This is a genomic window from Streptomyces luteireticuli, assembly GCF_041519305.1.
In the GTDB taxonomy this organism is placed as follows: domain Bacteria; phylum Actinomycetota; class Actinomycetes; order Streptomycetales; family Streptomycetaceae; genus Streptomyces; species Streptomyces luteireticuli.
Genome location: NZ_CP167927.1, coordinates 6026584 through 6044469 on the forward strand (window position 1 = coordinate 6026584; position 17886 = coordinate 6044469).

Sequence of the window (17886 nt, forward strand, 5' to 3'; positions counted from 1 at the left end):
GATATCGGGACCATGATTCAGACCTTGGGGTTGCTCGCCAGATGACTGCCATTTCGCTGGGAATGCCGTCCGTTCCGACCAAGCTCGCCGACCGCAGGGTCAGCCGCAAGATCCAGGTCGGTTCCGTGGCCGTCGGAGGCGACGCCCCCGTGTCGGTGCAGTCGATGACGACGACGCGGACGTCGGACATCGGTGCGACGTTGCAGCAGATCGCGGAGCTGACGGCGTCGGGCTGCCAGATCGTGCGCGTGGCCTGTCCCACGCAGGACGACGCCGATGCGTTGAAGATCATTGCCGCCAAGTCGCAGATTCCGGTGATCGCGGACATCCACTTCCAGCCGAAGTACGTCTTCGCCGCCATCGACGCCGGCTGCGCCGCGGTCCGCGTGAACCCCGGCAACATCAAGCAGTTCGACGACAAGGTGAAGGAGATCGCCAAGGCGGCCTCCGACGCCGGCACCCCCATCCGCATCGGTGTCAACGCCGGCTCGCTGGACCGGCGCCTGCTGCAGAAGTACGGCAAGGCCACCCCCGAGGCCCTGGTCGAGTCGGCGCTGTGGGAGGCGTCGCTCTTCGAGGAGCACGGTTTCCGGGACATCAAGATCTCGGTCAAGCACAACGACCCGGTCGTGATGGTCAACGCCTACCGCCAGCTGGCCGCCCAGTGCGACTACCCGCTGCACCTGGGCGTCACCGAGGCCGGTCCGGCGTTCCAGGGCACCATCAAGTCCGCGGTGGCCTTCGGCGCCCTGCTGTCCGAGGGCATCGGCGACACGATCCGCGTCTCCCTCTCCGCCCCGCCGGCGGAGGAGGTCAAGGTCGGCATCCAGATCCTGGAGTCGCTGAACCTGCGCCAGCGCCGTCTGGAGATCGTCTCCTGCCCGTCCTGCGGCCGCGCCCAGGTGGACGTCTACAAGCTGGCGGACGAGGTGACCGCGGGCCTGGACGGCATGGAGGTCCCGCTGCGGGTGGCGGTCATGGGCTGCGTCGTCAACGGTCCGGGCGAGGCCCGCGAGGCCGACCTCGGTGTGGCCTCGGGCAACGGCAAGGGCCAGATCTTCGTGAAGGGCGAGGTCATCAAGACCGTCCCCGAGTCGAAGATCGTCGAGACCCTCATCGAAGAGGCCCAGAAGCTCGCCGCACAGATGGAGAAGGAGGGCGTCGCCTCGGGCACGCCCACCGTCGTCGCCGCGGGCGAGTAGCGGTCGCGGCACCGCCGGCGGGGACGGCGTCATGTCCCCGCCCGCGGAGGGCTGCCCGCGGGAGCGGAGAGGTACTGTGTCTGCCCGGGGGAACACCCCCGGACACCCGCCCAGGACCCCATCCCCCGGCCTCCGGCCCGCGACGGTGAGGCAATCCCACACGTGCTGACGACGACCACCACCAAGGTCCTCGAGCCCGGCGAACTCGACGCCGCCCTCGCCGTCCTCGACCGGGAGCCGGTCGCCAACGCCTTCGTCGCCGCCCGCGTCCGGGTCGCCGGGCTCGACCCCTGGCGGCTCGGCGGCGAGATGTGGGGCTGGTACACGGACGGGCGCCTCGAATCGCTCTGCTACGCCGGCGCCAACCTCGTCCCCATCTGCGCCGGCCCCGAGGCCGTCCGCGCCTTCGCCGACCGCGCCCGCCGCGCGGGCCGCCGCTGCTCCTCCATCGTCGGCCCCGCCGGGCCCACCGCCGCGCTCTGGTCGCTCCTCGAACCGCACTGGGGCCCGGCCCGCGAGGTCCGCCCCCATCAGCCGCTGATGGTCACCCGCACCCTCCCGGCGGACATCGAGCCCGACCCGTTCGTCCGCCGCGTCCGCAAGGACGAGATGGAAACGATCCTGCCCGCGTGCGTGGCCATGTTCACCGAAGAGGTCGGGGTCTCGCCGCTCGCCGGGGACGGCGGGCTCCTCTACCAGGCCCGCGTCGCCGAACTCGTCGGCTCCGGACGCTCCTTCGCCCGCATCGAGGACGGCCGCGTCGTCTTCAAGGCCGAGATCGGCGCCGCCACCGACCGCGCCTGCCAGATCCAGGGCGTCTGGGTCGCCCCCGAGCACCGCGGCCGCGGCCTGTCCGTCACCGGCATGGCCGCCGTACTGCGCTACGCCCTGCGGGACGTCGCCCCCGTCGCCAGCCTCTACGTCAACGACTACAACGCCGCGGCGCGGGCGGCGTACCGGCGGGTGGGCTTCGTGGAGGACGGCGCGTTCATGAGCGTGCTGTTCTGACCCGGGTCCGGTGGGGCCTGCCGGCCGGGTAGCCTCCGGGCATGGATGACATCGTGGTCGGGCCGCTCGACCTCGCCGCGCGGGTGGACGACGCGCTGGCCGTACAGGCGCTGGCCTTCGGGCTCAGCGCGGAGGAGGTCGGCGTCCGGCGCCACATCGTGCTCCGCCACCTCACCAGCCCCGGCGCCCGGGCCCTCGGGGCGACGACGGAGGACGGGCGGCTGGTCGGCTTCGTCTACGGCATGCCCAACGACCGCCGGCACTGGTGGTCCACCGTCGTCGAGCCGTATCTGCGGGCCACCGGGCACGAGGACTGGCTCGACGACGTCTTTGTGATCACCGAGCTGCATGTCCACCCCGCGTTCCAGAACCGGCGCATCGGTCGCACGCTCATCACCGGCCTCACCGCCGACGCCGGGGAACCGCGCTCGATCCTCTCCGCGATCGACACCGAGAGCCCGGCGCGGGCGCTGTACCGCAAGCTGGGCTACCGGGACCTGGCCCGGCAGGTGGTCTTCCCGAGCGCGGCGAGCCCGTACGTGGTGATGGGCGCGGAGTTGCCGTTGTCGGGCTGAAATCGGGTGAAGGATGCCCGGGTCCGCCGCTAATCTCCGCGCATGACCCATGTCCAGCGCCTGTCCACCCTGCTGTTCAAGACCCTGCGCGACGACCCGGCGGACGCCGAGACCGCCAGCCACCGGCTGCTGGTCCGCGCCGGCTACGTCCGCCGGACCGCCGCCGGCGTCTGGACCTGGCTGCCACTGGGCAAGCGGGTGCTGGACAACGTCGCCCGGGTGGTGCGCGAGGAGATGGACGCCATCGGCGGCCAGGAGGTCCTGCTGCCCGCGCTGCTCCCCAAGGAGCCCTACGAGGTCAGCGGGCGCTGGAAGGAGTACGGCGACCTCCTCTTCCGCCTCCGGGACCGCAAGGGTGCCGACTATCTGCTCGGCCCCACGCACGAGGAGGTCTTCGCCCTCACGGTCAAGGACCAGTGCACGTCCTACAAGGACCTGCCCGTGATCCTCTATCAGGTCCAGAACAAGTACCGCGACGAGGCCCGGCCCCGCTCGGGGGTCCTGCGCGGCCGCGAGTTCCTGATGAAGGACGCGTACTCCTTCGATGTCACGGACGGGGGCCTGGCCGAGTCGTACCGGCTCCACCGGCAGGCGTACGTGCGGATCTTCGAGCGGCTCGGGCTGGACCACCGGATCGTCTCCGCCGTCTCCGGCGCGATGGGCGGCTCGGCGTCCGAGGAGTTCCTCGCCCCGGCGGCGGCCGGGGAGGACACGTTCGCGGACTGCCCCCGGTGCGACTACGCGGCCAACACGGAGGCGGTCACCGTGGCCGCCGGGCCGGTCGCGGACACCGCCCACGGCGCACCGCGGGAGCTGGACACCCCCGCGACCCCCACCATCGAGTCGCTCGCCGCACACCTGGACGTGCCCGCCTCGGCGATCCTCAAGAACGTCCTGGTCAAGGTGGACGGCGAGATCGTGGCCGTCGGCGTGCCCGGCGACCGCGAGGTGGACCTCGGCCGCCTCGCCGAGCACCTCGCCCCCGCCGAGGTGGAGCTGGTGACCGCGGACGACTTCGCCGGCCGGCCCGGGCTGGTCCGCGGCTACGTGGGCCCGCAGGGGCTCGACGTGCCCTACTACGCCGATCCCCGGGTGGCCCCCGGCACGGCCTGGATCACCGGCGCCAACAAGCCGGACACCCATGTGCGCGACGTCGTCTGCGGACGCGACTTCACGGTCGACCGGTACCTGGACGTGGTCGTCGTCGAGCCGGGCGACCCCTGCCCCCGCTGCGGCGCGGGGCTGGAGATCGGCCGGGCGATCGAGATCGGCCACATCTTCCAGCTGGGGCGCAAGTACGCCGACGCGTTCGGCCTGGACGTCCTCGGCCCCGAGGGCAGGCCGGTGCGCGTCACCATGGGCTCCTACGGCATCGGCGTCTCGCGCGCCGTCGCCGCGCTCGCCGAGCAGACGCACGACGAGCACGGGCTGTGCTGGCCGCGCGAGGTCGCCCCCGCGGATGTGCACGTCGTCGCGGCCGGGAAGACCGGGCAGATCGAATTGGCCCTGGACGTAGCGGCGTTGCTCGCGGACGCGGGGGTGCGGGTGCTGGTCGACGACCGGGCGGGGGTGTCGGCCGGGGTGAAGTTCGCGGATGCGGAGTTGATCGGGGTGCCGACGCTTTTGATCGTGGGACGGGGTGCGGCCGAGGGCCGCGTCGAGGTCCGGGACCGGAAGTCCGGGGCGCGGGAGGAGTTGACGGTGGAGGAGGCGGTGGCGCGCCTTACGGCGGGTTGAGCCCCGGACCCGCCCTTTCACCGTTTCTTTGCGCTCCGCGCGGGTGTCCTCAAGCGCCGGACGGGCTGATATTCAGCCCGTCCGGCGTTTGAGGACTTCGCCCGAAGGGCGAATGGGGGTCCGGGGGTCTCCCCCGGAAGAAACGGTGAAAGGGCGGGACCGGGGCACAAAACCGCGCAGCGGCCCTACAGCAACGCCGCGAACTCCAGGAGCAATTCGCTCCGCTCCCGCACCCCCGCCTCCACCGTCCGGAACAGCGTCCACCCCCGCAGCCGCTCCCGGTCCACCTCCAGCGAATCCGCCAGCTTCGCGACCCGCCGGCGGACGATCGCCGCCGCTCCCGGCGAGGCCAGCAGCGTGTCGGCACGGTCCCGGACGAGCGAGGCCAGGTCGTAGGCGCGGTCGCCGACCAGGGGGCGGGGCGAGACGGCCAGCCAGGGCACGCGGTCCGCCGAGAGCACCTTGCCCTGGCGGTAGTCGCCGTGCAGCAGGCACGCCGACTCCCCGCCCGCCAGCGCGTCCCGCAGTTCCAGCGCCTCGTCCACAAGGGCGCGGGCCTCCACGGGCCAGGTGTCCGCCCGCAACTCCCCGGCCAGGGCGGCCGTGTGCTCGTCCACGGACGGGAGCGGGAAGTCCTCCGGCGGCGCCACCCACAGCCGCTGGAGCGTCGCCGACGCCTCCAGCAGCGCCTTCTGCTCCGGCAGGGACCGCAGGCTCACGTCCCCGTGCAACCGCTCCAGCAGCAGTGCCCCCTCCTCCGGCTCCGCCCGCAGCACCCGCACGGCGCCGAAGCCGTTCCAGTGCTCCAGCGCGGCGAGTTCGGCCGCGGCCCGGCCGTCGGGGAGGGCGAGCTTGAGCAGGGCAGGAGTGCCGTCGGAGCGCCGGACGAGGACGGCCATGCTGGACCGCCCGCCCGGGGTCTGCACCCGTTCGGGTGTCAGCTCCCAGCGCTCCAGGTACTCCTGAACGGTCATCGGGAGGCTCGCGAGCCACTGCCGCGCGCCCCCCGTCGCGCCTGCCGCGCGCACCAACCGCTCCGGCGGTTCGAGGCGGTCGTTCGCCTGGCCCATCCCTGTGCCGTCCCCTTCGTTCTTGCTGGTCAGGGCCGCGCCGTGGGGGAAGTCCGCTCGGCGAGCCCAGGGAAGGCTACGCCAGTGCCGCGCCAGCGGACCGCCCGCACCGCCGCCTCGCGCAGCGCGGCCGCCGCCTCGGTGCGCAGGCCGCCCCGGGCAGCCGGCACGAGGTCGGCGTAGACGGCCGCCACCCGGCTCTCCAGCTCCGCCGCGAGCCGTACGGCGGCGTCCGCGTCCGGCACGGGGAAGGGCAGGGCGTATGCCGCGGTGGCCGCCGCCGGGGTGCCGCCCAGGTCGTGGACGGCGCGCCGCATGGCGTCCCGGCGGGCGCGGTGCGCCTCGTACGCCTCACGGGCCTCCTTGGCCCGGTCCTCGGCAACCCGGGCGCCGACGACCCCGTATCCGTAGACGGCGGCGTACTCGGCGGCCAGCGCCGCCTGGGCGGCGGTCAGGGCGGTGTCCGCGGCAGCGGTCGCGGCGGGGGAGTCCGTCATGCCTCCACCCCCAGCAGATAGGCGTGGGCGGCGCCCGCGGCGGCCACCGAGGCGAGGAGGCGGGCGAGTTCGGGCGATGCGGAGCCGAGGGCCGCGGCCCGGTCGTCGGCGGTGCGCCGCTCGGCGTCGGCGAGCGCGGCGAGCGCGGACTTCTCGTCCCCGGGAACGGACGGGGAGGAGGGCGCGGAGGGGGAAGGGGAAGGAGAGGCGGGCGAGGAGCCGAACGCCTCGGCGTGCCGGGCGACTTCGGCCCGCAGCGGGCGCAGCCGCCCGGCGAGCCCGGCGTGCGCGGCGATCGTCGCGTCGTACGCGGCCAGCAGCGTCGCCGAGTCCCGTCCGGCGCGGGCGCGCAGCCGCTCCTCGGCGCGGGCGCGTTCGTCCGCCTTCCCGTCGTGTCCGCCGGAGCAGCCGGTGACGAGCAGCGCCGCCGCGCCCCCGGCCAGCAGCGTCCGTCTGCGCGGGCCGTTCCCGGCCCGTGTCGTCGTCGTGAGCGCCACGTTCCTCTTTCCGCCGTCTCCCCTGATGATCACCGCACGTGAGCGTACCGGCGCGGCGCCGGGCGGCACGGGCGAGGCACCGAATCGTCAGTCGGCTGCCGGAACAGATAGGCTTTGACCTGACACGCGACTTTCCCACAACAGCACACGCGGCCGAGGAGTCACCCGGATGAGCACCACCCAGAGCGAGCGGCTGCGCGAGCTGCTCGCCCCTCTCGTCGACGCGCGGGAGCTGGATCTGGAAGAGGTCGAAGTGACACCGGCCGGCAAGCGGCGTGTGCTGCGGGTCGTGGTGGATTCCGACGAGGGCGTCCAGCTGGACGAGTGTGCGGAACTGAGCCGCGAGATCTCCGCGAAGCTCGACGAGGCGGACGTGATGGGCGGTGCCCCCTACGTCCTGGAGGTCACCTCGCCCGGCGCCGACCGTCCCCTGACGCAGCACCGCCACTATGTGCGGGCCACCGGTCGTCTGATCAAGGCCCAGCTCACCGAGGGCGGTGAACTGGTCGCGCGCATCGTGGCCGTGGACGACGAGGGCCTCGACCTGGAGGTCCCCGGCGTCAAGGGCCGCAAGCCCACCGGGCGCCGTCTGGCGTTCGCGGACATCGCGAAGGCCCGAGTGGAGATCGAGTTCAACCGCCCGGGGGCCGACAAGGCCGCAGCCGGGACCGACGAGAGCCAAGAGGAGGCGTAGCCGTGGACATCGACATGAGTGCCCTGCGGGGTCTGGTGCGAGAGAAGGAGATCTCCTTCGACCTGTTGGTCGAAGCGATCGAGTCGGCCCTCCTCATCGCCTACCACCGCACCGAGGGAAGCCGCCGCCGCGCCCGCGTGGTGCTCGACCGGCAGTCCGGTCATGTGACGGTGTGGGCCAAGGAGGATCCGCAGGACCTCGCCGAGGGCGAGGAGCCCAAGGAGTTCGACGACACCCCCTCCGGCTTCGGCCGGATCGCCGCGACCACCGCGAAGCAGGTCATCCTCCAGCGTCTGCGCGACGCCGAGGACGAGATCACTTTCGGTGAGTTCGCCGGCCGCGAGGGTGACGTCGTCGCGGGCGTCGTCCAGCAGGGCAAGGACCCCAAGAACGTCCTGGTGGACATCGGCAAGCTGGAGGCCATCCTGCCGGTGCAGGAGCAGGTGCCCGGCGAGGAGTACACCCACGGCACGCGCCTGCGGACGTATGTCGTCCGGGTCGCCAAGGGCGTGCGCGGTCCGTCCGTGACCCTGTCCCGCACCCACCCGAACCTGGTGAAGAAGCTCTTCGCCCTGGAGGTTCCGGAGATCGCCGACGGTTCGGTGGAGATCGCCGCCATCGCCCGCGAGGCCGGTCACCGCACCAAGATCGCCGTCCGCTCGACCCGTTCCGGCCTGAACGCCAAGGGCGCCTGCATCGGCCCGATGGGCGGCCGGGTGCGCAATGTGATGGCCGAGCTCAACGGCGAGAAGATCGACATCGTCGACTGGTCGGACGACCCCGCCGAGCTGGTGGCGCACGCGCTGTCCCCCGCGCGGGTGAGCAAGGTCGAGGTCGTGGACCTCGCCGCCCGCTCCGCCCGGGTGACCGTGCCCGACTACCAGCTCTCCCTCGCCATCGGCAAGGAGGGGCAGAACGCCCGGCTCGCCGCGCGGCTCACCGGCTGGCGGATCGACATCCGTCCGGACACCGAGCAGCAGGACAAGCCGGAGTAGAACAGCGGCGCGCGGGAGCGGCCGGGGGCGCACGGGAGCGAAGCCGAGAGGCTGCGCAGTTCCGTGCCTCCGGTCGCTCCCGGCGTGGTGAAGGAAAGAGATGTGGCCGATCTGTCCCCCAAAGGGGTGCGGTCGGTCCGGGGAGGTAGACTTAATCAGTGTCTGGCCGGACGCATGCCCGCGCATGCCCTGAACGCACCTGTGTGGGGTGCCGGGAGCGAGCGGCCAAGGGCGATCTGTTGCGGATCGTGATGATCGAGGGCGCCTGCGCCCCCGATCCTCGCGGTACGCTGCCCGGCCGGGGTGCCTCTGTGCACCCCACACTGGTCTGTCTCGACCTGGCGGTCCGCCGCCGGGCGTTCCCCCGGGCCTTCAAGGTCCAAGGGCCGCTCGACACGGCGGAGCTGCGACGGTATGTCGAAGGCGCCGCGGAGGCCGGGCGGATCGAGCAGTGAAGAGTTAGACCCCGCGTCAGCGGGGATGTCCCAGGCACGGGTATCCGTGCGGTCAGGTACCTCGCGAGTTGGAAGTAGGTCGAGATTGCGATGAGCACTCGATGAGTACGCGATGAGTACGCCCATGAAGTAGCGACGGTCCGGTTGACAACCCGGACCTAGAAGGAGCGAAGTGGCTAAGGTCCGGGTATACGAACTCGCCAAGGAGTTCGGAGTGGAGAGCAAGGTCGTCATGGCCAAGCTCCAAGAACTTGGTGAATTCGTCCGTTCGGCGTCCTCGACGATCGAGGCGCCGGTCGTCCGCAAGTTGACTGACGCGCTGCAGGGGCCCGGCGGCAACGCCGGCAAGTCCGCTGCCAAGCCCGCGGCGCCGCGCAAGGCGGCCCCCGCGAAGCCGGGCGCGCCCACTCCGGGCGCCCCCCGGCCCGCCGCACCGGCCCCCAAGCCGGCCGCGGCCCCCACCCCCAAGCCCGCCGGTGCCGCGCCCACTCCGGGCCCGCGCCCCGGCCCCAAGCCCGGTCCGGCCGCCCCGGCTCCGGCCAAGCCCAGCCCGGTCGCCCCGGTGCCCGCGGCGGAGTTCTCCGCCCCGGCCCCGAGCCAGCCGGCGCAGCGCCCCGCCGCGACCCCCGGCCCGCGCCCGTCCGGTCCCCGTCCGGGTCCGGCCGGCCAGCAGCGTGACGGCGGCCGTCCCGAGCGCGCCCCGCGCCCCGGCGGCCAGGGCGCCCCGCGTCCCGGTGGCCGTCCGGCCGGTCCCCGTCCGGGCAACAACCCCTTCACCTCCGGTGGCTCCACCGGCATGGCCCGTCCGCAGGCCCCCCGTCCGGGTGGCGCCCCGCGTCCGGGTGCCGGCGGCCCCGGTGCGCCGCGTCCGCAGGGCGGTCCCGGCGGTGCCCCGCGCCCGCAGGGCCAGGGCCCGCGCCCGACGCCCGGTGGCATGCCCCGTCCGCAGGCTCCCGGTGGCGCCCCGCGTCCCGGCGCCCCGGCCGGTAACCGTCCGAACCCGGGCATGATGCCGCAGCGTCCCGCTGCCGGCCCGCGTCCGGGCCCCGGCGGCGGCGGTCGCGGTCCCGGCGGCGCCGGCCGTCCCGGCGGCGGTGCCGGTCGTCCGGGCTTCGCCGGTCGTCCGGCCGGTCCCGGCGGCGGCGGTCGTCCCGGTGGCGGCGGCGGCTTCGCCGGTCGTCCCGGTGGCGGTGGCCCCGGTGGCGGCGGCGGCTTCGGCGGCGGTCGTCCCGGCGGCTTCGGCGGTCGTCCCGGTGGCCCGGGTGCCCGTGGCGGCACGCAGGGCGCCTTCGGCCGCCCCGGCGGTCCGGCCCGTCGTGGCCGCAAGTCCAAGCGCCAGCGTCGCCAGGAGTACGAGGCCATGCAGGCCCCGTCCGTGGGCGGCGTGATGCTGCCCCGCGGCAACGGCGACACCATTCGCCTGTCGCGCGGTGCCTCCCTCACCGACTTCGCGGAGAAGATCGGCGCCAACCCGGCGTCGCTCGTCGCCGTGATGATGAACCTCGGCGAGATGGTCACGGCCACGCAGTCGGTCTCCGACGAGACGCTGACGCTCCTCGGCGACGAGATGAACTACACGGTTCAGATCGTCAGCCCCGAGGAGGAGGACCGCGAGCTGCTCGAGTCCTTCGACATCGAGTTCGGCGAGAACGAGGGCGGCGAGGAGATGCTCGTCGCGCGTCCGCCGGTCGTGACCGTCATGGGTCACGTCGACCACGGCAAGACGCGACTCCTCGACGCGATCCGCAAGACCAACGTGGTCGCGGGCGAGGCCGGTGGCATCACCCAGCACATCGGTGCCTACCAGGTCGCGACCGAGGTCAACGACGAAGAGCGCAAGATCACCTTCATCGACACCCCGGGTCACGAGGCGTTCACCGCCATGCGTGCCCGTGGTGCCAAGTCGACCGACATCGCGATCCTCGTGGTGGCGGCCAACGACGGTGTCATGCCGCAGACGATCGAGGCCCTGAACCACGCCAAGGCGGCCGACGTGCCGATCGTGGTCGCGGTCAACAAGATCGACGTCGAGGGCGCCGACCCGACCAAGGTCCGCGGTCAGCTGACCGAGTTCGGCCTGGTGGCAGAGGAGTACGGCGGCGACACGATGTTCGTCGACATCTCCGCCAAGCAGGGCGAGAACATCGACAAGCTGCTCGAGGCCGTCGTCCTCACCGCCGACGCCGCGCTCGACCTGCGCGCCAACGCGGAGCAGGACGCGCAGGGCATCGCGATCGAGGCCCACCTCGACCGCGGCCGCGGCGCCGTGGCCACCGTCCTCGTCCAGCGCGGTACCCTCCGCGTCGGCGACACGATGGTCGCCGGTGACGCGTACGGCCGCGTGCGGGCCATGCTCGACGACAAGGGCCAGAACGTGGAGGAGGCGGGTCCCTCGACCCCGGTCCTCGTCCTCGGTCTGACCAACGTCCCGGGCGCCGGCGACAACTTCCTCGTCGTCGACGAGGACCGCACGGCCCGCCAGATCGCCGAGAAGCGCGCTGCGCGCGAGCGCAACGCCGCCTTCGCCAAGCGCACCCGCCGGGTGTCCCTCGAGGACCTCGACAAGGTGCTCAAGGCCGGCGAGATCCAGCAGCTCAACCTCATCATCAAGGGCGACGCGTCCGGTTCGGTCGAGGCTCTCGAGTCCTCGCTGCTCCAGCTCGATGTGGGCGAGGAGGTCGACATCCGCGTGCTGCACCGCGGCGTGGGTGCGGTCACCGAGTCCGACATCAACCTGGCGTCCGGCTCCGACGCGATCGTCATCGGCTTCAACGTCCGCGCCGAGGGCCGTGCCACGCAGATGGCCGAGCGCGAGGGCGTCGACGTCCGGTACTACTCGGTCATCTACCAGGCGATCGAGGAGATCGAGGCGGCCCTCAAGGGCATGCTGAAGCCGGAGTACGAAGAGGTCGAGCTCGGTACGGCGGAGATCCGCGAGATCTTCCGCTCGTCCAAGCTGGGCAACATCGCGGGTGTTCTCATCCGCTCCGGCGAGGTCAAGCGCAACACCAAGGCGCGCCTCATCCGCGACGGCAAGGTCGTGGCCGAGGAGCTCAACATCGTCGGTCTGCGTCGCTTCAAGGACGACGTCACCGAGATCCGCGAGGGCTTCGAGGGCGGTATCAACCTCGGAAACTTCAACGACATCAAGGTCGACGACGTCATCGCGACGTACGAGATGCGCGAGAAGCCGCGCGGCTGATCGCACTGACCGCACCGGGGCCGGTCGGCGGGGAAATCCCGTCGATCGGCCCCGGCCGTTGCGTGTACGGTTTCGAATGAGCCGTACACATCACGGACAACCGATGGCCCCACGGGTGGCATGAAGACCCGCACCATATGTACGTAGGGACTCTGTCCTTCGACCTCCTCCTCGGCGACGTACGGTCGCTGAAGGAGAAGCGCTCCGTCGTCCGCCCGATCGTCGCCGAGCTGCACCGCAAGTACGCGGTGAGCGTGGCGGAGGTCGGCGACCAGGACCTCCACCGCAGGGCCGTCATCGGCCTCGCGGCGGTCTCCGGCGACATGGGGCACCTCACGGACCTACTGGACCGCTGCGAGCGCTGGGTCGCCGCACGTCCTGAAGTGGATCTGCTGTCCGCGCGGCGGCGGTTCCACGGCGAGCACGACGACTGAAACACCAAGAAGGAGAAGGACCAGTGGCCGACAACGCTCGGGCGAAGAAGCTGGCGGACCTCATCCGGGAGGTGGTCGCCCAGAAGCTGCAGCGCGGAATCAAGGACCCGCGTCTCGGTACGCACGTGACCATCACGGACACCCGGGTCACCGGCGACCTGCGGGAGGCGACGGTCTTCTACACGGTCTACGGCGACGACGAGGACCGGGCCAGCGCGGCCGCCGGGCTGGAGAGCGCCAAGGGAATGCTGCGCTCGGCGGTCGGGAAGGCGGCCGGCACCAAGTTCACGCCGACCCTGGCCTTCGTGGCCGACGCCCTGCCGGAGAACGCCCGGACCATCGAGGACCTGCTCGACCGCGCCCGCGCCTCGGACGCCCAGGTGCGCGAGGCGTCCTCGGGCAAGGGCTACGCCGGCGAGGCGGACCCGTACCGCAAGCCGGGCGACGAGGACACGACCGCCTGATGAACCGCACGCCCAGCACCCCGGACGGCCTGGTCATCGTCGACAAGCCGGCCGGCTTCACCTCGCACGACGTGGTCGCCAAGATGCGCGGGATCGCGAAGACCCGCCGCGTCGGCCACGCGGGGACGCTCGACCCGATGGCGACCGGTGTGCTCGTCCTCGGCGTCGAGCGGGCCACCAAGCTCCTCGGTCACCTCGCGCTGACCGAGAAGGAGTACGTGGCCACGATCCGTCTCGGCCAGAACACCGTGACGGACGACGCCGAGGGCGAGATCACCTCGTCCGCCGATGCCTCCGGGGTCACCCGCGAGGCGATCGACGCCGGTGTCGCCAAGATGACTGGGGACATCATGCAGGTCCCCTCCAAGGTCAGCGCCATCAAGATCGATGGCAAGCGCTCCTACAAGCGGGCGCGGGAGGGCGAGGACTTCGAGATCCCGGCCCGCCCGGTGACGGTCTCCTCCTTCACCGTGCACGCCGTCCACCCGGCCGAGGCCGAGGACGGCACGCCGGTGCAGGACATCCTGGTCTCCGTCGTCTGCTCGTCCGGTACCTACGTCCGCGCGCTCGCCCGCGACCTGGGCGCGGACACCGGCGTCGGCGGTCACCTCACGGCGCTGCGGCGCACCCGCGTCGGTCCCTACCGGATCTCCGACGCGCGCACGCTCGACCGGCTCCAGGAGGAGCTGACCGTGATGCCCGTGGCCGAGGCCGCGGCGGCCGCGTTCCGGCGCTGGGACGTGACCGCGGAGCAGGCCAAGCTGCTGGGCAACGGCGTGCGGGTGCGGGTGCCGCTCTTCGAGGGCACCGGGCCTATCGCCGTCTTCGGGCCGGACGGCCGCTTCCTGGCCCTGGTCGAGAACCAGGGCGGGCGGGCCAAGAGCCTCGCCGTCTTCGGCTGACCCGCGGACCGGAGCACCGTGGGGCGGGGCGCGTGACCGCGCTCCCCGCCCCACGACCCCCCTCCCCTTCTCTATCCATCTGATACGTCGGATTCACCCCAACGGGCAGGCGCTCGGAGTGAACCACGGGGGTGGAAGGGGGCGCGTTCGGCCCGCGATCTGTCCCGCCGATCAACCGCTGCCTACCGTCGGAACGTACGGGCGTTTGGCTGCCGCCATCCTGCGTCTCCCGGGGGACACCGCGTCCTACAGCACTGTGTGACGGGCGTACGGCGGGGAGGTTCGGCGGATGAGCGGTCGGCGGGCCGATGCTGACGAGTCCTTGGTGCGCATCAGGGACCTGGCGGGGCGGCGGCGCGGGACGGGCTTCGCGGTCGACGACCGCTCCACCCTGATCACCAGCCACGAGGCGGTGGACGGCCTGGCCTGCCTGGTCCTGCACGCCGCCGGGGACCGCACCGTGATCGTCGGGGCCGACGCGGTCACCTCGCTGCCCGAGTACGACCTGGCGATCGTGCGCACCGAGGGGCTGGGCGTCCCGCCGCTGGCCGTGGCCGCGGCCCCCGAGGTCGCGGACGGCACCGCGGTCCGGCTGCGCGCCGGCCGCTGGCACGACGCCCGCGTCGTGGGCGCCCCCCTGGTGACCTACACCGCCACCGACCGCTTCCACCTGCTGGGCACCGCCCTGGAGCTCTCCCTTCCGGAGCGGACCCCGCTGCGGCTGGGCGAGGAGGCCACCGGCGGGCCCGTCCTGGACGCGCGGACGGGAGCGGTGGTCGCCGTCCTCGGTACCGCGCTGCACTCCGAGCGCCGGGCCGGCGGCTTCGCGATCCCGCTGCGGGTCACCGCCGCCGCCGACCCGGGCGGCCCGCTCGCCGGGATCCTGGAGCGGAACGCGGCGACCGTCCCCGCCTGGGGCCGCGACCTCAACCTCGCGGGCGCGCTCCAGCTCACCGGCACCTCGCTCGGTTCCGTGGTCACCCCCCGGACCTGGCGCGAGCCCGTCGAACGCCCCGAGCTGGTAAGGGAGTTCGCCCACTTCCTGAGCGGGTCCGAGGAGCCGGACGGGCGGGTGCTGACCCGCGCGGGGGAGAGCGCCCCCGCCGTGCCGCCCTATGTCCTCGGCCTGGTCGGCGAGCCCGGCACGGGCCGGACGACCGAGCTCGGCGCGCTCGCCGCCCGGCGCTCGCGCGGCGCCGAGCCCGCCCCCACGCTCTGGCTGCGCGGCGCCGACCTGCGGGCCGACGACGAGAGCGTGCGCGATGCCGTCGAGCGGGCGCTGAAGGCCGCGGGCCGCATCGTCACCGCCTCGGCCGGCCCCGGCAGCACCGTCGGCGACACCTCCACCGCCACCCCCGAGGCCGTCGCGGAGCTCGGCCACCGGGTGGGCCGGCCCCTGCTGGTCCTCCTCGACGGGCCTGAGGAGATGCCGCCGCTGCTCGCCCACGCGCTGCCCGCCTGGACCGAGGCGTCCGCGCGCTGGCTGGAGCGGACCGGCACCCGGATGGTCGTCGCCTGCCGCCCGGAGCACTGGGAGACGGCCGGCGCCCTCTTCCCGCCCGGGGCCCTGCGCTCGCCGGTCACCGTCCTGGGCACCGGCGGCCCCGCGATCACCGCCGTGCCCCCGGCCGCCCTCCCGCCCTGCCTCCGGCTCATCGGCCCCGGCCCCGACCTCGCGGGGGAGATCCGCGCCTCCTACGGCATCCCCGCCGACGCCCTCGCGTCCGCCGACGCCGGCCACCCGCTGGCGCTGCGGCTGCTCGCCGAGGTCCGCGCGGCCCTCCCCGACGGCGCGGTGGGCGCGACCGGGGAGGACGCCCCCGACCGCTGGGACGTCTTCGCCGCCCACCTCGACCTGGTCTGCCTGCGGATCGCGGTCCGGCTCGCCGCCTCCCGCCGGCCCCCGCTGCGCGGCACCGCCGTCCGGCGGCTGGCCGCCAAGGTCGCCGGGCAGGTCCACGAGGCGGCCCGGCAGTGCCTGGGTCCCGGCCAGGGCGAGCTGGAGCGGGAGACGTTCGAGCAGCTCTTCCCCTGGCGCACCGGCTGGGCCTCCGCCGTCCTCACCGAGGGGCTGCTCGTCCCGGCCGGCAGCGGCTACCGCTTCGCCCACGAGGAGTTCGCCGACTGGCTGCACGGCACCCATCTCGACCTCGACGCCGCCCTGCACGCCCTGGTCCACCGCTGGTACGAGCCGGAGGGCCCGCCCGCCGAGGCCGTCGTCCGGCTGCCCTCCCGGCGCGGCGGCGAGCCCGCCCCCGTGCCCGAGGGACACGTCCCGCCCCCGCCGGGCTCCCGCACGCCCCCCAGGCGCCGGGGCAAACGCGGCGCGGGCCGGGAGGGGCAGCAGCCCACTCCGCTGCCCGTCCCGCGGCACCGGGTCGGCCCCGTCCTCCAGGCCCTCCTGCTGCTCGGCCGCCGCTCGGGCCCCACCGAGCTCTCCCGCCGGCTGACCGCCCTGGTGCACGCCGTGGAGACGCTCTCGGTCCCCGGGGGCGCTCCCGGCCCGCTCCCCGATCCCACCTGGTGGGCCGCCCACCTGCTGCGCGAGGCACTGCTCCGGGTCCCCGACGCCACCCCCTACCTCGCCGTCCTCCGGCTGCTGGCCGAGCGCGTCACCGCCTGCGCGCGCTCCGCCGGCGGCTTCGACAGCGGCGCCACCGCCGCCCTCGGCGGCCTCACCCGCTTCGGCCCCGCCTTCTGGCTCCAGCTGCCGCTCGGCCTGGCCGACCGCCTCGACCTGCTGCGGCTGCTCGTCCCCGCCGACGGACCGCCGCCCGGCGCGGCCGGCACGGCGCCCCAGCCGGTCCCGACGGACCGCTTCCTGCCCGCCGCGGCGGCCCTCCTCGGCGACAACCCCTGCACCGCCCAGCCCCTCGTCTGCCGCTGGTTCGCCGACGACCGCCCGCTGCTCACCGCCCCCGGCGCCGACGGCGAGTTCGCCGCGCCCACCGTCGCCACCGCCGCGCAGGCGCTGCTCCACACCCACCGCCGGCGCGCCGTGGACGACCTCACCGACGCCCTGGTCGGCGCCGCGCACCCGCGCGCCGACGAGCTGCTGGCCGCCCTCGCCGAGGACGAGCCCTCCGCGGTCTGCCGGGCGGTGGACCGCTGGGCGCACGACGACCGCGTCGAACTGCACGTGGCCGCCGCGGCATACGGGCTCAAGGCCGTCTCCCACGTCACCTCCGACGCCGACCGCGAGCTGCTGCGCTACTCCGCGCTCGCCCTGCTCGCCCGCCCCGCCGAGGGCGCCCTGCACGGCACGGCCCTCGCCGTGCTCGTCCGCGACCGGCAGACCCGGGCCAAGCACCTGGCCGAGGCCATCGCGCGCTTCACCGCCGGGGATCCGAACGTGCCGGCCAGCGCGCTGGCCGCCGCCCTCGGCACCCATCCCGAGCCCGTCCTCGCCGCCTTCCGGGCCCGGCTCTTCCAGCCCGGCGACGCCCCGGGGCCGGTCCTGCGCGCCCTCGCCCAGATCACCAACCCGGCGCTCGCCCGCCGGGCGGCCTCGCTCGTCCGGGAGCACGTCGAGCACCGGCCCGACAGCGCCCCGCACGTCGCGGCCTTCATCGACCGGCGGCTGGAGGAGGGCTCCGCCGCCCGCGCCGTCCTCTTCCCGCTCGTCAGCCATATGCTGCGCACCCGTCCCGCGCAGGTCCGGAGGGCTCTCGCCCCGGTGCTCGCCGGGCCCGGCACCCCGGTCTCCCGCGCCCTGCGGCGCGAGCTGCTGGAGGTGCTGCTGGAGCGGGAGGAACAGGAGACGGACGAGCAGGACCTCACCGTCGCCGACGCCCTGCTCCGCGCCCTGGCCGAGGGCGTGACCGAGCGGGCCGACATCCGCACCCGGGAACTGGTGCTCCGGACCGGCCTGCTGATGACCCGCACCACCGAGGGGGCGGCCCACTTCGACCGCCGGCTCGTCCAGCTCGTCCGTGAGGTCCCGGCCTTCCGCCCCCGTCTGCGCAGGTGGCTGGTGACCGCCCCCGCCGAGTGGGCGCCGGTCGTCGGACCCGGCGCACGGGTCCGGCTGACCGCCGGGGGCGCGGGGGAGGGCGCGGGCGGTCCGGGAACGAGCCCCCGAACCCCGGCCGATGCGGACCGCCGCCAACCGGCATGGCACTCTTAGACCTGCGTAATCGACAGACAAGAGTTCG

At 73.9% G+C, this 17886-nt stretch carries 15 protein-coding genes; 12 read left to right on the top strand and 3 right to left on the bottom strand.

Annotated features, from left to right (window positions below):
• Positions 1-41 precede the first annotated feature (41 nt).
• The 4 genes from ispG (at position 42) to AB8735_RS27230 (ending at position 4522) form a co-directional block, all read left to right on the top strand.
• Positions 42-1202, top strand: a complete 1161-nt coding sequence (ispG, locus tag AB8735_RS27215) for a flavodoxin-dependent (E)-4-hydroxy-3-methylbut-2-enyl-diphosphate synthase (protein WP_344030636.1) — start codon at positions 42-44, stop codon at positions 1200-1202.
• 162 nt (positions 1203-1364) lie between these two features.
• Positions 1365-2210, top strand: a complete 846-nt coding sequence (locus AB8735_RS27220) for a GNAT family N-acetyltransferase (protein ID WP_344030632.1) — start codon at positions 1365-1367, stop codon at positions 2208-2210.
• Positions 2211-2251: 41 nt separating this feature from the next.
• On the top strand, positions 2252-2785 hold the full coding sequence (locus tag AB8735_RS27225) for a GNAT family N-acetyltransferase (RefSeq protein WP_344030630.1): 534 nt from the start codon (positions 2252-2254) through the stop codon (positions 2783-2785).
• Positions 2786-2827: 42 nt separating this feature from the next.
• Complete coding sequence (locus tag AB8735_RS27230) at positions 2828-4522, top strand: proline--tRNA ligase (RefSeq protein ID WP_372409980.1); 1695 nt, start codon at positions 2828-2830, stop codon at positions 4520-4522.
• A 185-nt stretch (positions 4523-4707) separates the two neighbouring features.
• Here the strand turns inward: AB8735_RS27230 and AB8735_RS27235 are convergent, their stop codons facing one another.
• The 3 genes from AB8735_RS27235 to AB8735_RS27245 are packed head-to-tail and all read right to left on the bottom strand — an operon-like array spanning position 4708 to position 6586.
• The gene (locus tag AB8735_RS27235; RefSeq protein WP_372409982.1) at positions 4708-5592 is read right to left on the bottom strand and encodes an aminoglycoside phosphotransferase family protein; all 885 of its coding nucleotides are present in this window, start codon (positions 5590-5592) and stop codon (positions 4708-4710) included.
• A gap of 29 nt (positions 5593-5621) precedes the next feature.
• The gene (locus AB8735_RS27240; protein ID WP_372409984.1) at positions 5622-6089 is read right to left on the bottom strand and encodes a DUF4439 domain-containing protein; all 468 of its coding nucleotides are present in this window, start codon (positions 6087-6089) and stop codon (positions 5622-5624) included.
• Entirely contained in the window at positions 6086-6586 is a 501-nt protein-coding gene (locus AB8735_RS27245; RefSeq protein WP_372411922.1) for a hypothetical protein, read from the bottom strand. The genes AB8735_RS27240 and AB8735_RS27245 overlap by 4 nt, the downstream gene beginning before the upstream one ends.
• A gap of 169 nt (positions 6587-6755) precedes the next feature.
• On the opposite strand from AB8735_RS27245, the gene rimP reads away from it, so the two are divergent.
• From rimP to AB8735_RS27285, 8 genes are all read left to right on the top strand, one after another.
• The gene (gene rimP / locus AB8735_RS27250) at positions 6756-7280 is read left to right on the top strand and encodes a ribosome maturation factor RimP (protein ID WP_344030618.1); all 525 of its coding nucleotides are present in this window, start codon (positions 6756-6758) and stop codon (positions 7278-7280) included.
• A gap of 2 nt (positions 7281-7282) precedes the next feature.
• Entirely contained in the window at positions 7283-8275 is a 993-nt protein-coding gene (gene nusA / locus AB8735_RS27255; protein ID WP_344030615.1) for a transcription termination factor NusA, read from the top strand.
• Between the two features lie 158 nt (positions 8276-8433).
• Positions 8434-8730, top strand: coding sequence for a YlxR family protein (locus AB8735_RS27260; protein WP_344030612.1), 297 nt, complete (start codon positions 8434-8436; stop codon positions 8728-8730).
• 172 nt (positions 8731-8902) lie between these two features.
• A complete protein-coding gene (gene infB / locus AB8735_RS27265; protein ID WP_372409986.1) occupies positions 8903-11932 on the top strand; it encodes a translation initiation factor IF-2 in 3030 nt (1009 codons plus the stop codon).
• A 137-nt stretch (positions 11933-12069) separates the two neighbouring features.
• The gene (locus AB8735_RS27270; RefSeq protein ID WP_344030602.1) at positions 12070-12366 is read left to right on the top strand and encodes a DUF503 domain-containing protein; all 297 of its coding nucleotides are present in this window, start codon (positions 12070-12072) and stop codon (positions 12364-12366) included.
• Positions 12367-12389: 23 nt separating this feature from the next.
• Positions 12390-12830 (top strand): 30S ribosome-binding factor RbfA, encoded by a 441-nt coding sequence (rbfA, locus tag AB8735_RS27275; protein ID WP_344030599.1) that lies wholly within the window; start codon positions 12390-12392, stop codon positions 12828-12830.
• Positions 12830-13732 (top strand): tRNA pseudouridine(55) synthase TruB, encoded by a 903-nt coding sequence (gene truB / locus AB8735_RS27280; RefSeq protein WP_344030596.1) that lies wholly within the window; start codon positions 12830-12832, stop codon positions 13730-13732. The genes rbfA and truB overlap by 1 nt, the downstream gene beginning before the upstream one ends.
• Positions 13733-14021: 289 nt before the next feature.
• On the top strand, positions 14022-17858 hold the full coding sequence (locus AB8735_RS27285) for a trypsin-like peptidase domain-containing protein (protein ID WP_372409988.1): 3837 nt from the start codon (positions 14022-14024) through the stop codon (positions 17856-17858).
• Positions 17859-17886 lie beyond the last annotated feature (28 nt).